Raw genomic sequence first — 18,997 nt, forward strand, 5'->3', positions numbered from 1 at the left:
GCTCGTTATTAAAAGTACAAAATGCAATCTACTTTCAAAATTTAAGCGAGATAAAAAAGCTTAAAAATTTTATCTATATATTGATTTTATGCCAAAAAGAGGAGCTTTTAGAAGAGCTTCACAAAACATCTGAAGAAAATCTACTCTTTTAAGTTTTTATTATTTATAAGATCGATTAGCCTAACATCCTCGCTTCTTACGATTAGACTTTTAGGCAGCTCAAATTTTTTTATCACTTCACACTCTTTTTCTCTCATTTCACCATCATCTTTTTCATGATCAAATCCCAAGATATGAAGTAATCCATGTGTAAAAAGTAGTGCGGTTTCGGCCTCTTCACTATGATTTAGCTCAGTGGCTTTCTCTTTTACCATATCTTTGTTTATAACGATTGAGCCAAGTGGGGCATGAATGACAAGCTCAAGCGGAAAGCTTAAGACATCTGTAGTTTTATCAATGCCTCGCTCGGTTTTATTTAGTTCTCTCATCTCTTCCTTATCGACAAAAACTAGCTCGATTTCTCCTAGTGTCAAATATTCACAAATTTCATCTAAAATTTTTGGATAGCTCTCTTCGCAAAGTATCATTTTAGGCTCTTTCCTTAGTAACTTTTTTGTATAATTCTAGCAAAAATAAAAGGCAAAATATGAAAAAAGCAGTTTGTATAATGAGCGGCGGCATGGATAGTACGCTTTGTGCTGTAATGGCAAAAAAGGCTGGATATGAGATCGTAGCGCTTCATTTTGACTATGGCCAAAGAACGATGAAACGTGAAAAACGTGCATTTAACGAAATTTGTGAAAGATTAGGCATTACAAAAAAGATGAGTTTAGATGTTAGCTTTATTGCCCAAATAGGCGGAAATTCTTTAACCGATGAAAGCTTGCAAATAAGAAAAGACGGGGTGGAAAAAGATGTGCCAAATACTTACGTGCCTTTTCGAAATGGTATTTTTATCTCGGTCGCTGCCGCACTTGCTGAAAAAGAAAATGCGCAAGCTATCTATATCGGAGTCGTAGAAGAAGATAGTTCAGGTTATCCTGACTGCAAAGAAAGCTTCATAAAAAGCATAAACGAGGCTATAAATTTAGGCACATCGCCTAGTTTTTCGTGCGAGATAATTACTCCACTTGTAAATTTAAGCAAGGCTGACATCGTAGCAAAATCTCTTGAGCTTGGCTCGCCACTAGAGTTTACTTGGAGCTGCTACGAGAGTGAGGACGAGGCATGCGGACTTTGCGATAGCTGCAGGCTAAGGCTAAATGGCTTTAAAAAGGCAAACGCCACTGATAAAATCGCATATAAAAATCAAAAATTTTCCTTATGAGCCTCTAAAAGTGGCAAATTATTAAGCAAGAGCATTTAACGAATTTAAAGATATATCAACGCTTAGACTCTTGCTAGCTACTAAAAACATAAATTCTCAGTCAAACTTACCAAAATTTAATAAAGAAGATTAAAAAGTAGTTAATAAATTTAGCTAAAAACGTACCAAGCACAAGGTAAAAATTTCTAAGTGAGTGGTCACTACCACGACTTTTTAGTGATCTTATTTTTTCTTATCGTATTGTTTCTTATTTTGATCACTTTGGATTTTTTCTAAATTTATATATCCCATTTCAACGAGTTTATTATAAATTTGAGCGATTTTTGGCCCAGCTGCACTTCCGCCATGGCCACCATGCTCAATAACCATTGTGATAACGTATTGCGGATCTTCATAAGGCGCATATGTAGTCATCCACGCATGAGATCTTTGCAAATACGCCATATCCTCCTCTTTCATACGTTTCTTTTCAGTTTGAGAAATTCCAACAACCTGGGCAGTACCTGTCTTTGCAGCAACTTTAACTAGGCTTCCAATAAAATGCCTATTTGCCGTACCTCTTGGGTGGTTTGCCACTTCGTACATTGCATGCCTAATGGCTGGTAACTGCGACTTCTCAAACGGCGTAAAAGCATCGTCTGTTGGCGTAAAATCAACATCCTTGCCATCAATGCTCTTTAAAAAATGTGGAGTCACGTTTAGCCCAGTTGCAAGGCCTGCTGTATATTTTGCCACTTGCATAGGCGTGACCAAGAAATTTCCCTGGCCGATAGAAGTAATGAGGGTCTCGCCTTGAAACCACGCCTTTCCATACTTCCTCATCTTCCACTCTCTACTTGGTAAAGTCCCCACAAACTCATTTGGCAAATCAACCTCGGTTTTTCTACCAAATCCCATACGCTCAAGTATCGGCACGATAGCGTCAATTCCTATCTTTTGACTACCTTTATAAAAATAGTCATCACAGCTCTCTCTAATTGCCGTATTCATATTAACATTTCCATGTCCATGAGAGTTCCAGCAGCGGAATTTACGCCCTCCAAGCTCATACGAGCCACTACAAAAAAAGCTATCGTATTTACTCATGCCATTATCCAAGAACGCAAGCGCCATACCCATTTTTACGACAGAACCTGGCGGATAAAGGCCGTTTATTAGCTTGTTTGTAAAAGGATGATCGACGTTTTTTACAAGCTCTTCCCATTCAGGCTGAGAAATTCCAAGCACAAATGGGTTTAGATCGTACTCTGGAAAGCTACCAGCAGCTATGATAGCACCATCTTTTAGACTCATAACGATAACGCTTCCTGCATCCTTACCAAAGACATCAGCCACAAACTGCTGAAGCTCAAGATCGACTGCAAGCTTGATATTTTGACTTTGTGGTGCTTGATAGTTTATCTGCTCGATCTCTTCATTTAAGGCATTTACCTTTATCTTTTTAAATCCTTGAATTCCTTGTAAGATCGGATTATAAAACCGCTCCACGCCACTTCTTCCGATATAATTTGTAAGCTTTGTCAAAGGATCATTATCCATATCTTTTTGATTTGCCCTACCAACGTAGCCGATGATGTGAGAAGCTAGATCGTTATACGGATAGTGGCGTTTTGAAGCGGGCCTTATCTCTAAATTTTCACGCAAAGAAAGTGATGCAAAAAATGGCAAAAATTTATCATAATCAATAAATTCAACCACATTTATAAAATCTTGATTATAAGCTGAGTCATTTTTTATGTATTCATTTTTAAGCTTTGTAACATTTAGATCACTAAATAGTGAGCCAATGTAAGCTAGCTCATCATCTAAAATTTTTACCTTTTTATTAGCACTTAAATGAGGTCTAATGGATACTGAAAAGCCAAGACGATTAACAGCCATTGGCTTATCATGTGCGTCAAAGATGATACCCCTAACTGGCGGAATATAAATAGTCTTTATAGCGTTTTGCTCTGCGATCTCGTTGTAGTAGGTATTTGAGTTTATGCTTAGATGATAAATTCGTCCCAAAAGTATAATCCAAAAAAGAGCGATCACACTAAAGACGATGCGCATTCTCATAGCACTTTATCCCTAAAAAGAACGATAGCAAGGATACTTTCAAATGCTATAAAAAATAGATATTCAGTCGAAAATGCTAAATTTTGCTCATTTAAAACATAAGCAAATAGGTTATTTACAAGAAAAGTCAAGACGTATCCAGCTGCTACAAAGATGATAAGTAGGCAATTTCGCCACTTCATCGTGGTATATAGCCAGTCTAAAATAAAATTATAAAAAAGCAAAAATGCAATAATCGTTGAAAAAAGATAAAATCCATGAATTTGCTCAGCAAATATTATAAAAATTATCGCAAAGTACCAATTAAGCTTAAACTCATCGTATTGCTTTTGTTTTCTTGAATACTCCAAAATCATATAAGTAAAAAAAATGCCAATAAGTGGCGGCAAAAAGCCAAATTGCGTAGTTGCAATCTCATACGAGAATAAAAAAACAGCCCACCAAAATTCTTTAAAAATTTTAATATCTAAGCTGCTTATGGTTTGCATTTTATCTGCCAAGAGCGTTATTTATGATAGCTTCTCTAGCCTTTTCGATACCGCTTTTATTAAGAGTTGAGACTAAGATGCCGCTTGGATCAAATTTCATTACCGCACTCTTTTGGCTTTGATTTAGCTTATCGCTTTTTGTATATAAATTTAAAATTTTCTGATCAGCCCTTAAAAAGCTTTTTAGATAAGCATCCACATTTACGTCTATGTCTAAATTAAAATGCCTAGCATCAATTAGGTGTATAAAAAGTCTAATGTCGCTTCTAAATTTCAAAAACTCATCTAAATTTTTACGCCATTCATCATGCTTTGACTTTGCCACTTTTGCATAGCCAAAGCCTGGCAAATCAACCAAAATGAGCTTAAATTTATCTTTTTCTTCCTGCTCATCTTTTTGCTCACAAAACTCAGCCTCAAAAAAATTTATAAGCTGAGTTTTGCCAGGAGTCGATGAGCTTTTGGCTAGATTTTTTTGATTTACAAGTGTATTTATGAGGCTGCTTTTACCAACATTTGATCTACCCAAAAAGACGACTTCACTTGTTACGAAGCTTGGAGCCTCTTTTATACTTGGACTTGATGTGATAAATTTAGCACCTAGTGGCCTTATCACTTATCTTTTTCCTCTACCTGAAAGATAAATTTAACAGGCTTTTTTTCATCACTATTTACACTATATGTGCCATCTTTTTGATTGACAACGATCTTTTCACCATAAACATTTTTATCAGTTTCTACCTCATGCAAATAGCCATTTCCACTAACAGTATAGACCTGTTTTGCTGGCTCGTATGTAAGAGTATTGCCTTTGCCATCATAGTGCTTATCTTTTATAAAAATTTTTGCTCTAGCATTGCCAGTAGCCACATATTTTATAGGCTGGCGTTTTTTGTCAAAATAGACGACCACTTTGTCTGCCTTAAGCTCATCAAACGAGCCCTTTTTGATATTTACATTGCCTATAAATTCACTAGTTTGCTTATTCTCATCTGCAAAAAAATCATTTGATGTGATTTCAACTTGCTCTGCATTTAAAAATGTAAAACCCAATATCACCGCTAAAATCGCTGATTTTCTTCTACCCATGCCCTTAACCCTTTTACCTGCGTTTGTTTTTTGCCAAGATCATAGCTTCCACTCTCACCCAGTGCCTTATCATTATTTCTTATGAGCGTGAAATTTGCTTCAGATCTTACTATTTTTGTTTTTGTTCCATATATCACTTCGTCACTTATAAATCTCAAACTATCGTTGTTTTCATAGTTTGCATTCTTTTGAAAAATGATTTCGTCATTTTGTAAGATTGCTTTGTCTGAGCTTAGAAAATGTTTTAAATTTCCTCTTAAAATTTTTGCTTTAAAACTCAAAAATTCATCTTTATCATTGTATCTATTTAGCTCATCAGCCTCGTAGACTCCGCTTATTTTCGTGGAATTTATCTCATAATCTATCACATCATTTATTTGCATATTTGATATCTTTGTATCGATCTTTAAAACATTTGCAAGGTATGGATCTTGAGCTGCCAAAAATATCATCACGACACTAAAAATAGCCACGACGAAGTAGAAAATTTTTACAACCAACGCTTAGACCACTCGTCATATAAATTTTCTGATTTTATAATAAGCTCGATCATCTCTCTAACCGCGCCATTGCCACCTTTATGTTTTAGTCTTGTCTTTACATCAAGCTCTTTTATCGCATCTTTTGGCTTAAAGCTCCAAGCAACTGCATTCAAAATTTTATAGTCATTGTAGTCATCGCCTATAGCTGCTGCGTTTTTAAAGTTAAGCCCTTCAAATTTTAATATCTCACTCGCCACTTCAAATTTATCACCAACGCCTTGATAGACGTGATTTATCTTTAGATCTTCAGCTCTTCGCTCAACGATGGCTGACTTTCTGCCAGTGATGATAGCTACTTTTTTGCCAAGCTTTAGCCAGCTTTCTATCGCATAGCCATCTTTTACATCAAAAAATTTAAGCTCTTCACCATTTGCGTTGTAGATGATCTTGCCATCAGTCAGGCAGCCATCAACATCTAAAAATATAATCTCTATCATAAAACACCCTTTGTGCTCGGAGTACCTATCCTTGCGTTTTTAGCAAGTGCTCTACGAAGTGCTACGGCAAATGATTTAAAAGTTGCTTCGATGATATGGTGAGTGTTTTTGCCACGAATTTGATTTAGATGAAGAGTGATACCAGAATTTACAGCAACTGCCCTAAAAAATTCCTCCACAAGCTCAGTGTCAAACTCCCCTACTTTGGCATTTTCATTAAAATTTTCATATACAAGGTAGGCTCTATTGCTAAGATCTAGCGCACAAAAAACAGCTGCCTCATCCATAACAACGCTTGCCTCGCCAAATCTCTCAACACCACTTAAAGGATACAAGACCTCTTTTAAAAGCTGACCCAAAACTATGCCAACATCCTCAACGCTGTGGTGAAAATCCACATGCGTGTCGCCCTTGCATGAAATTTCAAGATCGAGCAAAGAGTGCTTGGTAAAAGCTTCAAGCATATGGTCAAAAAAGCCAATGCCTGTGCTTATCTTTGCAACTCCAGAGCCGTAAATTTTAAGCTTCATTGAGATTTGCGTCTCTTTTGTGTTTCTAGTTAGTTCTAAAATTTCCTCTCTCACGCCCTAACCTCTTACTATAAATGCGCCTTGGAATTTACCGCTTCTTGCGTAATCCCTAGCCTCGTCCTCGCTTCTAAAGCCATTTAAAAATACCCTATAAATGGTAGATCCATCTATAGTAAATGTCCTAACCACTGACTTGTAACCATCTATGCTTTGATGTTCTCTTTGATATCTGTTTGCGCCCTCAAGGTTTTTAAATGAGCCAATTTGCACCATAAAATCTCCACCTACAACCCGTTGCTCTGACGAAATAATAATGCCTCCAGTTGGAGCTGTCGGAGAGACTGGATTTGGCACTTTTATGCCAGTGCTTGTCGGTTTTGCTTGAGTGTTAATGCTTGCAACAGCATTAATATCTTCATTAAAGCCTATGACTTCCATACTGACTGGAGCTGTGCCTGTACCGATAATATCAAGTTTAGTTGCAGCCGCCTTTGAAAGATCTAAAACTCTATCAGCCACAAAAGGTCCACGATCATTTACACGAACAATGACGCTTTTTTGATTTCTTAAATTTGTTACTTTAAGGATCGTATTCATCGGCAAAGTTTTGTGTGCTGCAGTCATGTTGTACATATTATAAATTTCGCCGTTTGAAGTTGTTTTACCATGAAAATTTGGACCATACCAGCTTGCTGTGCCACTTGCCTTATCACCCACACTTACAACGGTTGGGTAGTATGTTTTGCCATTTATCGTGTAAGGCCTCATTGTTGCTTTTTGGATAGAAGCTGAATTGTTGCCCCTTACATTAGTTGGGCCACTTGGTGTAAATGGTGCCCCGCTCCAAGAGCAACCAGTAACTAGAAGAGTAAAACTTAGTCCTATATAAAATTTTAGGCTCTTATGGTATGACAATATTTGCTCCAACATTTAAATTTGAACTAGCAAAAGAATTTGCATCTTTTAAATCTTTTTCGCTCACATTAAATTTCTTAGATAAAGAAGCTATCGTATCACCAGTTTGGACTATATAGTTTTGAGATTTATTTTGTGCGGAAAATGGAATAATTAGTTTTTGATTATAACTTACCGCATTTGTACTAAGATCATTATAATCTTTAATCGCCCTATGGCTAACACCTGTTTTTTTAGAGATAGAAAGTAATGTTTCGCCTTTTTTTACAACGTAGGTATAAAAATTATTTTTACCGTTAAATGGCTTGAAATTTTCTGCAAAAAGCTGTTTTTTATTTTCAGGGATATAAACATAATAATCTTTTAGAGTTGGCGGAGTAAATACAAATTTTAAATGCGGGTTGTTATTTTTCATCTTTTTTGCACTAAGGCCGATACTATCGCCTATTTGAGCTAAATTTGTACCGCCAGGCACTTTTACTTTTACAAGCTTTAGTCCTCCGTTTATGTTTAATAAAGATGAATCTTTAGACATCAAGAAGTCCGCATCTTTTGCGGTATATGCTGCTCTTAAAATTTTAATAACAAAATTTCTAGTTTCGGCTGGAAGGTATTTTTTCTCCGCGTCAAGAAGCGTTACAAGGTCATCTGTACCGGCTTTTTGTATAGCTCTTTTTAAGGCTCCATCGCCGCAGTTATAGGCCATAGCTGCTAGATACCACTTACCAAATTGATTTTTAAGTGACTTTAGATAATTTGTTGCTGCAATAGTAGACTCTACTGGATCTTTTCTCTCATCGACATACTGTCCTACCTTTAGACCATGCAGTCTAGCCGTTTGCTCCATAAACTGCCACATGCCAGTAGCTTTTGCGTTTGAGACTGTGTGATTTGAAAAGCCTGATTCTATCATAGCTAGATAAAAGAATGACTCAGGTACGCCTGATTTTTTGATCTGCTCTTTTACCATCGGTATATACATATAACCATTTTTTAGAGATTCTGTAAATGTTTCAAGTTGTGATTGTTTGATACCTTGCCTCATCTTTGCATAGTGAGAAGTCTTCATAAAGCTAGCGTCAATATCCAGCTCTTTTAAAATTTTTACCTGAGTGTCGTATGAGCTTTTTTCAGGTGTATTTGCTAGTAGCAAGGTACTACATGCAAACATTAAAAATATTTTAAGCATTGCTTTCATTTCTATCCTTTTTTCGTGTCAAAACTTAAGATGCTAGCATCTTAAACAAGCACAATGCCCAAATTTCAGACAAAGCACTTAAACAACCTTTTGGCATTATTTGAAGTTTTTTCACAAACAACTTCAAACTCAAGGTTTAAAATTTCAGCTATCTTTTTAGCAACAAATGTCGTAAACGCCGGCTCATTTCTCTTGCCGCGATTTGGTTCCGGCGTGAGATAAGGAGCGTCAGTTTCAATAACTATCCTATCAAATGGGATTTTTGGCAAAATTTCGACTAAATTTTTAGCATTTTTAAATGTTAAAACACCGCCTATACCAAAGTAAAAATTCCCAAATTTACAAAGCTCTAAAAGAAGTGGCGAAGCATTATAGCAGTGCAAAATCGCTCCAGCTTCAAGCTTTGGTGCATACTCTTTTAAGATATTAAAAGAGTCCTCATTAGCCTCCCTAATGTGAAGAATAACGGGTTTTTTTAACTCAACAGCTAAATCAAGTTGAGCTAAAAAAATACGTTTTTGGTCCTCTTTTTCTTTTATCTTTTCATTTTCATCTTTTGGCAAGCGAAAGTAGTCAAGACCGCATTCACCAATCGCCACACACTTTTCATCTTTAGCAAAATTTCTTAAAATTTCAATGCTAAAACTCTCTTTATCATATGGATGAACTCCAGCGGCAAAGAAAATGTCAGAATTTTTACGCGCTATTTTAGCCGCTTTTGGTAAATCATTGATATCAGCTCCCGGGATAATAAAGCCTTTTAGCCCTAAATTTCTAGCTTCGTCTAAAATTTTATCAAGGTCAGGATCATAAACTTTACTATCCAAATGACAATGCGTATCTATAATCATAAAGCTATTTCTACTCTGTTTCTACCATTTTCTTTTGCGGTGTAAAGTGCTGAATCGCAAGCCTCAAGCATATCGTCTACCTCGCAATGCCCATTGCCAAAAGATACACCTATTGATATAGTAACTTTTACTTTTTCCTTTTTTATAGTTACTTCATTTTCAGCCACTTTGGCTCGTAAATTTACAAAAAATTTAACAGCTTCTTCTTTGCTTATCTTTTTAAGGACAACGCAAAATTCTTCACCGCCAAATCTAGCAACGATATCACTTCCTTTTGTATTATCATTTAAAATTTTCGCAATTGATTTTAGTACCTTATCTCCACCATCGTGGCCATATTTATCATTTATTTTCTTAAAATAATCAACATCAATCATTGCAAAAGCGTAAGGCTCATTAGTCTCTTCAGCTACATGAACATACTCTTCTACGTCAGAATAAAAAAATCTTCTATTATAAACTCCTGTTAAGAAGTCGCGATTTGCAAAATTTGCTATCTTGTTTATATTTTCCATCGCTTCGATCGTATTATTAACACGGCATATTAGCTCTTCTTTTGAAAATGGTTTTGCTATAAAATCGCTCGCACCATTTTTTAAAAATATTGATGCGTCAGTCTTTTCGCTAGGCGATGTCATAATGATTACACCAAGACTATTTTTATCTTTTTCTTTTCTGACCTCTTTTAAAACTTCAAGGCCGTCTTTTACTGGCATTCTATAATCAGTTATTATAAGATTTATATCAGGATTATCCGCAAAATAGTTCATTGCCTCTTCGCCGTGAGCTGCGGCCAAGACTTTAAACTGAAGGCTGGTTAATATCTTTTTTATCATATTTCTAAAAGGAAGCGAGTCTTCAACAACCAAAACCTTGTATTGTCTATTTTTACTCAGTCTATTTATCATTTGGAAGATATAGTTGATATCGTCCATATTTCCTTTATAAACATAATCCACAATATCTTTATTTATAAAATTTTGCCTTGTTTCATCGTCAATACTACCTGTTAAAACGATAGCCGAAAGCCCTTTGGAAAGCGCATAATCAACAATTTCGCCATTTGGAGCATCTGGTAAATTTAAATCCAAAATAGTCATAAAATAATCTTTGTCATGCTCGCTAATTAATGTCTTAGCCTCGGCAAAACTATATGCAACATCAATTGTCATGTCATCGATAGTCTTTTCCATTTGCATAACAATCAGCTTTGCTAACGCCTTATTATCATCAACTACAAGGATTCTTTCCATATTATTCCTACAAAAATTTTTATCAAATTAGTGGCGATTTTATCAAATAAATTTATTTATAAAGCTTAAATTAATAATTTAAATTAAGCTACTTTAAAAGCCCTTTCGCAAAATTTATTGCCTCTTCACTTATGTGCTCACCGCTTATCATACGTGCTAATTCGCTCACTCGTTCATCTTTATCAAGCTCTCTTACGACCGAGTTCTCGCCGTCGCGCTCTACCAAAAAGTGTGAATTTGCCTTTGAGCTAAGCTGTGGCTGGTGCGAAATGGCAAAAATTTGATAAAAATTTGCAAGCTTAAGCAAAACATTTGCGATACTCATCGCCTCTTTTCCACTTAAATTTGCATCTATTTCATCAAGTATGATAACATCACCGCCAGTTTTTGTGATCTCACTAGATGCGGCTATAAAAGCCAGTCTTAGGCGGTTTAGCTCGCCTGAACTTAAATTTTTAAGCGAAGTCTCATTTAAATTTAGACAAACCTCATCAAGTCCTAAAATATCAAGTCTTTTTTCTCCTATTTTTAGCGTAATATCTGGCATATAAAGCTCTTTTAAATATAAATTTATCATAGCCTCAAGCTCTTTTAAATTTACGCCCCTTGCCCTGCTTAAAGCGCTGGCAAGCTCATTTGCCTTTTTGCTTAAAATTTCAAATTTATTCTCTAGCTCGCTCTTTTCAAAGCTTAAATTTTCATATCTGGCAAGCTCTTTTTCCTTTTTAGCAAGCGCTTCTAATGCCTCTTCCTCGCTGCCGTATCGCCTGATGATAGCATTAAGAGCTTCTATCCTATCAAGCACGCTCTCCACATCTATATCGTCAAGCTCTTCCATATTTAGGCTATCTCTTGCGACCCTTAGCTCATTCATCGCATCTTCAAAAAAGCCATTATCAAGGTCACTGATACTTAGCGCCTCATTTACGCTGTGTTCTAGCTCAAATATCCGATCAGCTCTAGCCCACGCTTCATTTATCTTATCCTTTTTACTAAGCCTTTTTTTAGTCTCCATAAGCTCTTCAAACTCGCCTTTTTTAGGCCCTACACTTCTTATCTTCTCGATCTCAAAGCTAGCAAGCTCCTTTAGCTCCTCGACCTTTTTCTCTTCCTCTTTTATAGTGGCTAACTCTTTTGAAATTTTGGAAAATTCCAAAAACGCCTCTTCAAATTCCTGCTTTATTTCTTTAAATTTCTCATTTTTTGAAATTTCTAGCTTGTCAAGCAAATTTAGAAATTTCTCATTTTCAAATTCATTTGCCTCTTTTGCCGAGAGATATTTGATGTGTTCGCGCGCCACTTGGGCTAAATTTTTCTTTGAGATGGCTTGTTGGTTTATAAAATATCTCGTGCTCTTATCTTTTAAAAGCTTAAAAATATTGACCTCTTCGTTTTCTATGCCAAACTCATCAAGCTCAAATTTATGCTCCACGTCAGCCTCAATAAGCCTTGCATCGCTATCTTTTAGCCCAAAAACAGCCATTATGGCGCTCATTAGCACCGACTTACCAGCGCCACTAACGCCCGTAAATACGCTAAGACCCTCTTTGAAATTTAGCTCGACATTTTTAAAATTTAGATAATCTTTAATCAAAATTCGATCAATCATTATAACCCCAGTGAAGTTTCTCTTTTAAAATTTGAAAATAATCCCTACCAATATGGCGTATCAGCCTCGCTTTTTTGTTGCTCAAACTCATGCTAACGGCTGAAATTTTACTCATATCAAACCTATCTTGCCCATCAAGTACCAAAATCGCATCACTATTTGTTCTAAATTTGACCGTGTGATTTTTCGTAAGCACGACTGGACGCTGTGTAAGTGAGTGCGAGCATATAGGAGTTACTGTAAAAACTTCGCTTAATGGATAGATAATAGGGCCATTTGCACTCATGTTATATGCCGTTGTTCCAGCAGGTGTCGCTACTATAACGCCGTCACCAAAATATGAATTAAAATATTTTTCATTTAAAAGTGCCTCGATATGTGTCATCGAACCGCCATTTTTACTAACAATGACCGCGTCATTAAATGCTATCTTTTGCTCAGTTTTGCCATCATTTTTATGAAGCGTCACATCAAGCATAAAAGGCGTTTCTACCTCAAATTTATCATCAAAAAAGTCTCTAAAAAATTTCTCACTCTCATTAATCATTATGTCGGTTAGAAATCCGAGTCTACCAGCGTGTATGCCAAGGACAAGCGGCGAGATATGAGCTAGCTTTCTACAAGTTGAAATGATCGTGCCATCTCCACCAAGAGTGATCAAAAATTCGCACTCTTTGGCTAGTTTTATCAGCTCAAAACCATTTTTTTCTATACGCTTAGCACAATTTTTTTCAAGCAAAATTTCTGCGTTATACTTTTTTAAAATTTTTTCTAATTTTTCTAAATCTTGCCTAAATAATGGATAATCTTTAGCAATAAGTCCTACTTTTTTTGTGCAAAAAGTATTAAATTTTTGTTCATTTTTCATGTAAATGATTGTAACATATTTTATTTTAACAAAGCTTTTCAAAAGAAAAAAGCGATTATAATTGCCTAAAAAACATTGCAAAGGAGCATTTTATGCGAAGTCATTATTGCACCGATCTTAGCAAAGCTGACATCGGCAAAGAAGTAATACTTTGTGGCTGGGCAAACACATATAGAGACCATGGCGGCGTTGTTTTCATCGATTTAAGAGATGTTAGCGGGCTTATACAATTAGTTTGCGATCCGGCTGATAGCAAAGAAGCACATGACGTGGCTGCAAAAGTAAGAGATGAATATGTCTTAAAAGCAAAAGGAAAAGTAAGAGCTAGAGGCGAAGGACTAACCAATCCAAAGCTAAAAACTGGCGAGATAGAAGTAATAGTAAGTGAGCTAATCATCGAAAATCCAAGCGAGCCACTACCATTTATGATAGGCGATGAGAGCGTAAATGAGGACATCAGGCTAAAATACCGCTTTTTAGACCTTAGAAGTGAACGCTTGCAAAATATCTTTAAAATGCGTTCTCGCGCGGCGATCGCAGCTAGAAATAGCCTAGACAAAATGGGCTTTATCGAGTTTGAAACTCCAGTTTTAACACGCGCAACTCCAGAAGGTGCGAGAGACTATCTGGTGCCAAGCCGCGTGTATCCAGGTCAGTTTTACGCGCTCCCACAAAGTCCACAGCTATTTAAACAGCTTTTGATGTGTTCTGGCTTTGATAAATATTTCCAAATCGCAAAATGCTTCCGTGACGAGGACTTAAGGGCTGATCGCCAACCAGAATTTACTCAAATAGATATAGAAATGAGCTTTGTCGAGCAAGAAGATATCATAAATATGGCTGAGACGATGCTAAAAGATATATTTAAAGCCTGCGGATACGATATCAAAACGCCATTTAGACGCATGAGCTACAAAGAGGCCACTGAGACTTACGGCTCAGACAAGCCTGATCTTAGATACGATCTAAAAATGATCGATGTTATCGATATTTTCGAGCGCTCAAGCAATGAAATTTTTAGCTCTATCGCAAAAGATAAGAAGAAAAATCGCATCAAAGCACTAAAAGTGCCAAATGGCGACAACATCTTTAGTAAGCGCGAGATGAATAGATTTGAGGAGTTTGTACGTAAATTTGGTGCACAAGGTCTTGGCTACTTCCAAATGAAAGAAGATGGCCTAAAAGGCCCACTTTGCAAATTTTTTGAACAAAGCGATCTTGACGAGATCGTCTCAAGATGTGAGCTAAAAGTTGGCGACGTAGTATTTTTTGGCGCTGGCAAGAAAAAGATCGTGCTTGATTATATGGGAAGATTTAGAATTTTCCTAGCTGAACAAATGGGTATCATCGATCAAGACAAGCTTGAGTTTTTATGGGTGCTTGACTTCCCAATGTTTGAGCAAAATGACGATGGCAGCTACTCTGCTATGCACCATCCATTTACTATGCCAAAAAATATAGACGAGCCTGATCTTGAGGATATCCTCTCTATCGCTCACGACGTCGTACTTAACGGCTTTGAGCTTGGCGGCGGAAGTATAAGAATTCACAAAAACGACATCCAACAAAAGGTCTTTAAACTTCTTGGCATAGATGAAGCGGAGCAGCGTGAGAAATTTGGCTTCTTGCTTGATGCCTTGACATTTGGCGCGCCTCCACATGGTGGTATCGCGATCGGCTTTGATAGGCTAAATATGCTTGTAAATAAAGCAAGCTCGATCCGTGACGTCATAGCCTTCCCTAAAACACAACGTGCTCAGTGCCCACTAACAAAGGCACCAAGCCACGCTAGCAATGAACAGCTTAGGGAGCTAGGACTAAGGATAAGAGAAAAAGAGCAAAAGGCTTAAAATTTTTGCAATAAATTTAGACTTTTAGATATCTAAATTTGAGTTATTTTATTTAAAGATTAAATTTTTGAGATGATTTTGGATGTTGTACAGAAAATTTCATCCCAAAGCTAGACATATAGTCTGCTGCAGGGTGAAATTTTCAAACTCATTCAAAGGCGCTCAAAAAATATAAAAAGGGAAAGAATGAAAAATTTATTTTTAATCATCGGCGCTCCAGGCTCCGGCAAAACAACAGACGCGTCACTCATCGCACAACAAGATGAGAAATTTGCGCACTTTTCAACTGGCGATCTTTTAAGAACTGAGGTTGCTAGCGGTAGCGAGCTTGGCAAACTTATAGATGGCTTTATTTCAAAAGGAAATTTAGTTCCGCTTGACGTTGTCGTAAATGCGATCGTCTCAGCCATTAAAAGCTCAAATAAATCAAACATCATAATAGACGGATACCCAAGAAGCGTTGAGCAAATGACAGAGCTTGACAAGGTATTAGGCGAGCAAAAAGAAATTTCTCTTAAAGGCGTAATTGAAGTTGACGTTAGCGAAGATGTGGCAAGAGCAAGGGTGCTCGGCCGTGCAAGAGGTGCTGATGACAACAATGAAGTATTCAACAACCGCATGAAAGTATATCTTGATCCGATTGTTTCTATCCGTGAATTTTACAGCAAAAAGGAGCTACTTCATGTAGTAAACGGTGAACGCGGGATAGACGAGATCGTAGCTGATATCAAAAATTTACTAGCTAAACTTTTATAAATTTACAGACCTTGCATCAAAAGGTGCAAGGTTCTAATCTACAATCCTAAGATTATTTTAAAAAAGATAAACAAAAGATGAAATTATGTATAAATTTAAATTTACGATACTACTTGCGATCATAGCCATTTTTGCTTTTACAGGATGTGCCAAAAAGCATATAGAGATGGTTGAAAAAGACACCACGTATAAGTACAGTAGCGCTAAAGCGGTTTGCGAAGAAACTGAGCTTGATAAAAAGCTAGAAAAATACATAAATGCCTTTTTAAAAAAGAGAGACCAGTACGGCGATGATCTAATCATAAAATGCGATATACAAAGAACAAAAAATGGAGTTAGAATCCTTAGACACTTAACTCTAGGCATAGATGGTGCTGGCAAATCTGAGACCCTCGCGGTCGTAAATTTAGTCGATCAAGGTGGCAAAGAAGTAGCTAAATTTAATGTTACAGTCGAGATCAGATATGGCTTTCTTGGCGGCAATGCAGATAGAGCACTACCAATCACCGCCAAAAACATCTATAACATTGTTACAAAAGACTTTATGTAAAAACTTACTTTTCATTAACATCAAAAATGTAATATCCTTTTAAATTTTTACAATAAATTCCAAAAGGATAAAAATGAAAAAAATTATAATCGCTTCACTAGCTGCTAGCATCGCAATGGCTGGAGACTTCACATCAAAAGCACTCAAGCGAAACGATAAGCGTAAAAGAGGCTTTGAAACTAAAAGACGACGCTAAAGTTGTACTTGAGGGCAAAATAAAATCGCACATAAAATCAGACAAATATGAATTTATTGATAAAAATGGTGATGTCATTATTATTGAGATCGATAACAAAAAATATGGCAACATAACAGCCAACGAAGATACGTCTTTAAGAATAAGAGGCGAAGTGGATAAAGACCTTATGAAAACAGAGATCGATGTCGATAGCGTAGAGGTTATAAAGTAGTTAAATTTTACGCGTATTTAATGCAAAAAATACTAAAATCACGAAAATTTCTAATAAAAAGGACGAATATATGGACGTTTCAAAGATCAAAGCTGGCTCAAACCCAGACAAAATCAATGCCGTAATCGAAATACCTTATGGCTCAAATATCAAATACGAGATCGACAAAGATAGCGGTGCAGTCGTAGTTGATCGTGTGCTCTACTCAGCGATGTTCTACCCAGCAAACTACGGCTTTGTGCCAAACACACTTGCAGCTGACGGAGATCCGGCTGATATTTTGGTGCTAAACGAGTATCCTCTCCAAGCTGGTAGCGTCATCCCTTGCCGCTTGATAGGCGTTTTGGTAATGGAAGATGAGGCTGGTATGGACGAAAAGCTTTTGGCTGTGCCGGTTACAAAGATCGATCCAAGATATGATGCGATAAAAAGTTACCAGGATCTGCCAGTTGCAACACTAAATAAGATCAAAAATTTCTTTGAAACTTATAAAATTCTCGAGCCAAACAAATGGGTAAAAGTGAAAGAATTTAAAGATGCAAATGCTGCAAAAGAAATTTTAGATACCGCAATTAAAAATTATAAATGATTATAAGCCCTATTTTTAGGGCTTATACCTTAAAAATTTCTCAGTTTTATATGCTAGAAAAAAAGAATTATTTTTATATTTAGATAAGCTTTTTCTTGTATAATACGGTTTTCTTTCAACTGTGGGTTCATAGCTCAGTTGGTTAGAGCATCCGGCTCATAACCGGATGGTCCCAGGTTCGAGTCCTGGTGAACCCACCACTTTCTATTTTATTTATAATCTTTAATCTTCTAAAATCTAAATTTTGAGACTATTTTGCTTTTGATTTAAGAATCAAAGTGAACTTTTATTCACCTTGATCTAATATCTTAAAATTTATATTCCAGCTTTATGCCGCCGCTTACGCCGTAGCTTTTGTCGTTATCTAACATTCCGCTAAGTTGATAAGAAAGCGCGAAATTTTCGCTAATTTTCGTATCCGCGATCAAATTTAGCTTATAGACCGGTTTGTTATTGTCGAGCTTGTAGTCGACGTATTCGTTTGAGTTATTTAGCGAAACGTAAGATTTATCGTCAGAGTTATAGATATTTTGTTTTACTAAAAATTGTGCCGCAAATGCATTTTTATCGCTATTTAACACATACTCGACGCCGACTCCTAAAGCTACGTTAAAGTCGTTTATATCTTTTTGATCGTATCTGTCGTTTTTAAAGCCCTTTACGCCGTTTGCGCCAAATTCTAGCGCAAGTACGGGCTTGATAGCCTGAGCGTATTCGCCGTTTGAACCGAGTGAAATTTTATATTTATAGTAGTTGCTCGAAAGGATACCTGTGCTTCTTACGCTAGCCTTTTGCGAATCGTTTAAGCTGCGCTTAGAATTTACGAAGGCTAAATTTAGATTGCTCTGTATCTCGTGAGCGTCTCGCTCAAAAAGTCCATACGCTCCAAAGCTATAAATTTTTGCATCGTCGCTCATGGCGTCTGAGTTAAATTTAGCCTTGCTCATGCCCGCATTCACGCCTAAAATAAACTCGTCATAGCTCCTGTCGTAGCCTATATACGTACCGTAAAATTTCAAATTTCCGTCGTTATCCTTATCTTTAAAATATGCTCCGTTTACGTTCGCCCAGAAATTATTTCTTTGCCTGCTAGCCTCGGCCGCTTCATAGGCTATTGCGGCGGTCGGCTTAAAATCGCTCTCAAGCCCTGCTAGCCTAAACCGCGAAATATCAGCCTTTGCCCTTAACTGAGTAATTTGAGATAATCTCGAGTTTATTAACTCATTGCCGTTTTGTAAGGCTTTGACGCTAACTTTTAAAGACGAAGCCGAAATTTTTTTCATATCGGATTCCGCCTTTAACGCTATACGTTTTATCGTTTCCATATCGCCGCTTTGAACGGCATTCTCGTATTCAGGTGTATTTTTTAGCATATCTAGGATATTGTTTTGTCTTTTACTAAAATTTACCACATGAAGCCCGCTTTGTAAATTATGATGATTATTATCGTTTGGCTTTGTTTCAGGCTTTGTTTCAGGCTTTGTTTCAGGCTTTGTTTCAGGCTTTGTTTCAGGCTTTGTTTCAGGCTTTGTTTCAGGCTTTGTTTCAGGCTTTGTTTCAGGCTTTGTTTCAGGCTTTGTTTCAGGCTTTGTTTCAGGCTTTGTTTCGGGCTTTGTTTCAGGCTCTTTGGTTTTATTTAGACTCATACAGTCTTTATTGTCTTTTATGGCATTA

General features: G+C 36.7%; 22 protein-coding genes and 1 tRNA gene. 8 read left to right on the forward strand and 15 right to left on the reverse strand.

Features of this window, described 5'->3' with window-relative positions; genetic code table 11:
* Window positions 1–140: 140 nt before the first annotated feature.
* Window positions 141–587, reverse strand: coding sequence for an rRNA maturation RNase YbeY (gene ybeY, locus CYP51_RS05895; protein ID WP_072594784.1), 447 nt, complete (start codon window positions 585–587; stop codon window positions 141–143).
* Between the two features lie 26 nt (window positions 588–613).
* On the opposite strand from ybeY, the gene queC reads away from it, so the two are divergent.
* Window positions 614–1,327 (forward strand): 7-cyano-7-deazaguanine synthase QueC, encoded by a 714-nt coding sequence (queC, locus tag CYP51_RS05900; RefSeq protein ID WP_258032804.1) that lies wholly within the window; start codon window positions 614–616, stop codon window positions 1,325–1,327.
* A gap of 222 nt (window positions 1,328–1,549) precedes the next feature.
* Here the strand turns inward: queC and mrdA are convergent, their stop codons facing one another.
* The 13 genes from mrdA to CYP51_RS05965 all read right to left on the reverse strand — a co-directional run bounded on the left by mrdA (window position 1,550) and on the right by CYP51_RS05965 (window position 13,168).
* Complete coding sequence (gene mrdA / locus CYP51_RS05905; RefSeq protein ID WP_103624749.1) at window positions 1,550–3,388, reverse strand: penicillin-binding protein 2; 1,839 nt, start codon at window positions 3,386–3,388, stop codon at window positions 1,550–1,552.
* Complete coding sequence (locus CYP51_RS05910) at window positions 3,385–3,876, reverse strand: hypothetical protein (protein ID WP_103624760.1); 492 nt, start codon at window positions 3,874–3,876, stop codon at window positions 3,385–3,387. The genes mrdA and CYP51_RS05910 overlap by 4 nt, the downstream gene beginning before the upstream one ends.
* A 1-nt stretch (window position 3,877) precedes the next feature.
* Window positions 3,878–4,492 carry a ribosome biogenesis GTP-binding protein YihA/YsxC gene (yihA, locus tag CYP51_RS05915; RefSeq protein WP_087576750.1) on the reverse strand — a complete coding sequence of 205 codons (615 nt, stop codon included), beginning with the start codon at window positions 4,490–4,492 and terminating at the stop codon, window positions 3,878–3,880.
* Window positions 4,489–4,965: a lipopolysaccharide transport periplasmic protein LptA gene (gene lptA, locus CYP51_RS05920; RefSeq protein WP_021090473.1), complete on the reverse strand. Its 477-nt coding sequence runs from the start codon at window positions 4,963–4,965 to the stop codon at window positions 4,489–4,491. The genes yihA and lptA overlap by 4 nt, the downstream gene beginning before the upstream one ends.
* A complete protein-coding gene (locus tag CYP51_RS05925) occupies window positions 4,938–5,465 on the reverse strand; it encodes an LPS export ABC transporter periplasmic protein LptC (RefSeq protein WP_103624750.1) in 528 nt (175 codons plus the stop codon). The genes lptA and CYP51_RS05925 overlap by 28 nt, the downstream gene beginning before the upstream one ends.
* Complete coding sequence (locus tag CYP51_RS05930; RefSeq protein WP_103624751.1) at window positions 5,456–5,944, reverse strand: KdsC family phosphatase; 489 nt, start codon at window positions 5,942–5,944, stop codon at window positions 5,456–5,458. Before CYP51_RS05930 ends, CYP51_RS05925 begins: the two co-directional genes overlap by 10 nt.
* Window positions 5,941–6,516, reverse strand: a complete 576-nt coding sequence (gene hisB, locus CYP51_RS05935; RefSeq protein ID WP_180997740.1) for an imidazoleglycerol-phosphate dehydratase HisB — start codon at window positions 6,514–6,516, stop codon at window positions 5,941–5,943. The genes CYP51_RS05930 and hisB overlap by 4 nt, the downstream gene beginning before the upstream one ends.
* Window positions 6,517–6,531: 15 nt before the next feature.
* On the reverse strand, window positions 6,532–7,389 hold the full coding sequence (locus tag CYP51_RS05940; protein ID WP_103624753.1) for a septal ring lytic transglycosylase RlpA family protein: 858 nt from the start codon (window positions 7,387–7,389) through the stop codon (window positions 6,532–6,534).
* A complete protein-coding gene (locus tag CYP51_RS05945; protein ID WP_103624754.1) occupies window positions 7,376–8,587 on the reverse strand; it encodes a lytic transglycosylase domain-containing protein in 1,212 nt (403 codons plus the stop codon). Before CYP51_RS05945 ends, CYP51_RS05940 begins: the two co-directional genes overlap by 14 nt.
* 65 nt (window positions 8,588–8,652) lie before the next feature.
* A complete protein-coding gene (locus CYP51_RS05950) occupies window positions 8,653–9,438 on the reverse strand; it encodes a TatD family hydrolase (RefSeq protein WP_103624755.1) in 786 nt (261 codons plus the stop codon).
* On the reverse strand, window positions 9,435–10,691 hold the full coding sequence (locus CYP51_RS05955; protein ID WP_103624756.1) for a GGDEF domain-containing response regulator: 1,257 nt from the start codon (window positions 10,689–10,691) through the stop codon (window positions 9,435–9,437). The genes CYP51_RS05950 and CYP51_RS05955 overlap by 4 nt, the downstream gene beginning before the upstream one ends.
* An 88-nt stretch (window positions 10,692–10,779) precedes the next feature.
* Entirely contained in the window at window positions 10,780–12,300 is a 1,521-nt protein-coding gene (locus CYP51_RS05960; RefSeq protein WP_180997738.1) for an AAA family ATPase, read from the reverse strand.
* On the reverse strand, window positions 12,293–13,168 hold the full coding sequence (locus CYP51_RS05965; RefSeq protein WP_103624762.1) for an NAD(+) kinase: 876 nt from the start codon (window positions 13,166–13,168) through the stop codon (window positions 12,293–12,295). The genes CYP51_RS05960 and CYP51_RS05965 overlap by 8 nt, the downstream gene beginning before the upstream one ends.
* 92 nt (window positions 13,169–13,260) lie before the next feature.
* Here CYP51_RS05965 and aspS point away from each other — a divergent pair, with 92 nt between their 5' ends.
* The 7 genes from aspS to CYP51_RS05995 all read left to right on the forward strand — a co-directional run bounded on the left by aspS (window position 13,261) and on the right by CYP51_RS05995 (window position 17,523).
* Window positions 13,261–15,018 carry an aspartate--tRNA ligase gene (gene aspS, locus CYP51_RS05970; RefSeq protein ID WP_103624757.1) on the forward strand — a complete coding sequence of 586 codons (1,758 nt, stop codon included), beginning with the start codon at window positions 13,261–13,263 and terminating at the stop codon, window positions 15,016–15,018.
* Between the two features lie 186 nt (window positions 15,019–15,204).
* Window positions 15,205–15,774 carry an adenylate kinase gene (locus CYP51_RS05975; RefSeq protein ID WP_103624758.1) on the forward strand — a complete coding sequence of 190 codons (570 nt, stop codon included), beginning with the start codon at window positions 15,205–15,207 and terminating at the stop codon, window positions 15,772–15,774.
* Between the two features lie 85 nt (window positions 15,775–15,859).
* Complete coding sequence (locus tag CYP51_RS05980; protein ID WP_103624759.1) at window positions 15,860–16,324, forward strand: hypothetical protein; 465 nt, start codon at window positions 15,860–15,862, stop codon at window positions 16,322–16,324.
* 73 nt (window positions 16,325–16,397) lie between these two features.
* The gene (locus CYP51_RS10045) at window positions 16,398–16,520 is read left to right on the forward strand and encodes a hypothetical protein (protein ID WP_258032805.1); all 123 of its coding nucleotides are present in this window, start codon (window positions 16,398–16,400) and stop codon (window positions 16,518–16,520) included.
* Entirely contained in the window at window positions 16,498–16,734 is a 237-nt protein-coding gene (locus CYP51_RS05985; protein ID WP_258032806.1) for a NirD/YgiW/YdeI family stress tolerance protein, read from the forward strand. The genes CYP51_RS10045 and CYP51_RS05985 overlap by 23 nt, the downstream gene beginning before the upstream one ends.
* Before the next feature lie 70 nt (window positions 16,735–16,804).
* Window positions 16,805–17,323 carry an inorganic diphosphatase gene (gene ppa, locus CYP51_RS05990; protein ID WP_103604778.1) on the forward strand — a complete coding sequence of 173 codons (519 nt, stop codon included), beginning with the start codon at window positions 16,805–16,807 and terminating at the stop codon, window positions 17,321–17,323.
* A gap of 123 nt (window positions 17,324–17,446) precedes the next feature.
* Window positions 17,447–17,523, forward strand: a tRNA-Ile gene (locus CYP51_RS05995).
* Window positions 17,524–17,631: 108 nt separating this feature from the next.
* Here the strand turns inward: CYP51_RS05995 and CYP51_RS06000 are convergent.
* Window positions 17,632–18,997, reverse strand: a 1,366-nt coding sequence (locus tag CYP51_RS06000) for a hypothetical protein (RefSeq protein ID WP_219809036.1), incomplete at its 5' end; no start/stop codon positions are given.

The organism is Campylobacter concisus (assembly GCF_002912895.1).
In the GTDB taxonomy this organism is placed as follows: Bacteria; Campylobacterota; Campylobacteria; order Campylobacterales; family Campylobacteraceae; genus Campylobacter_A; species Campylobacter_A concisus_G.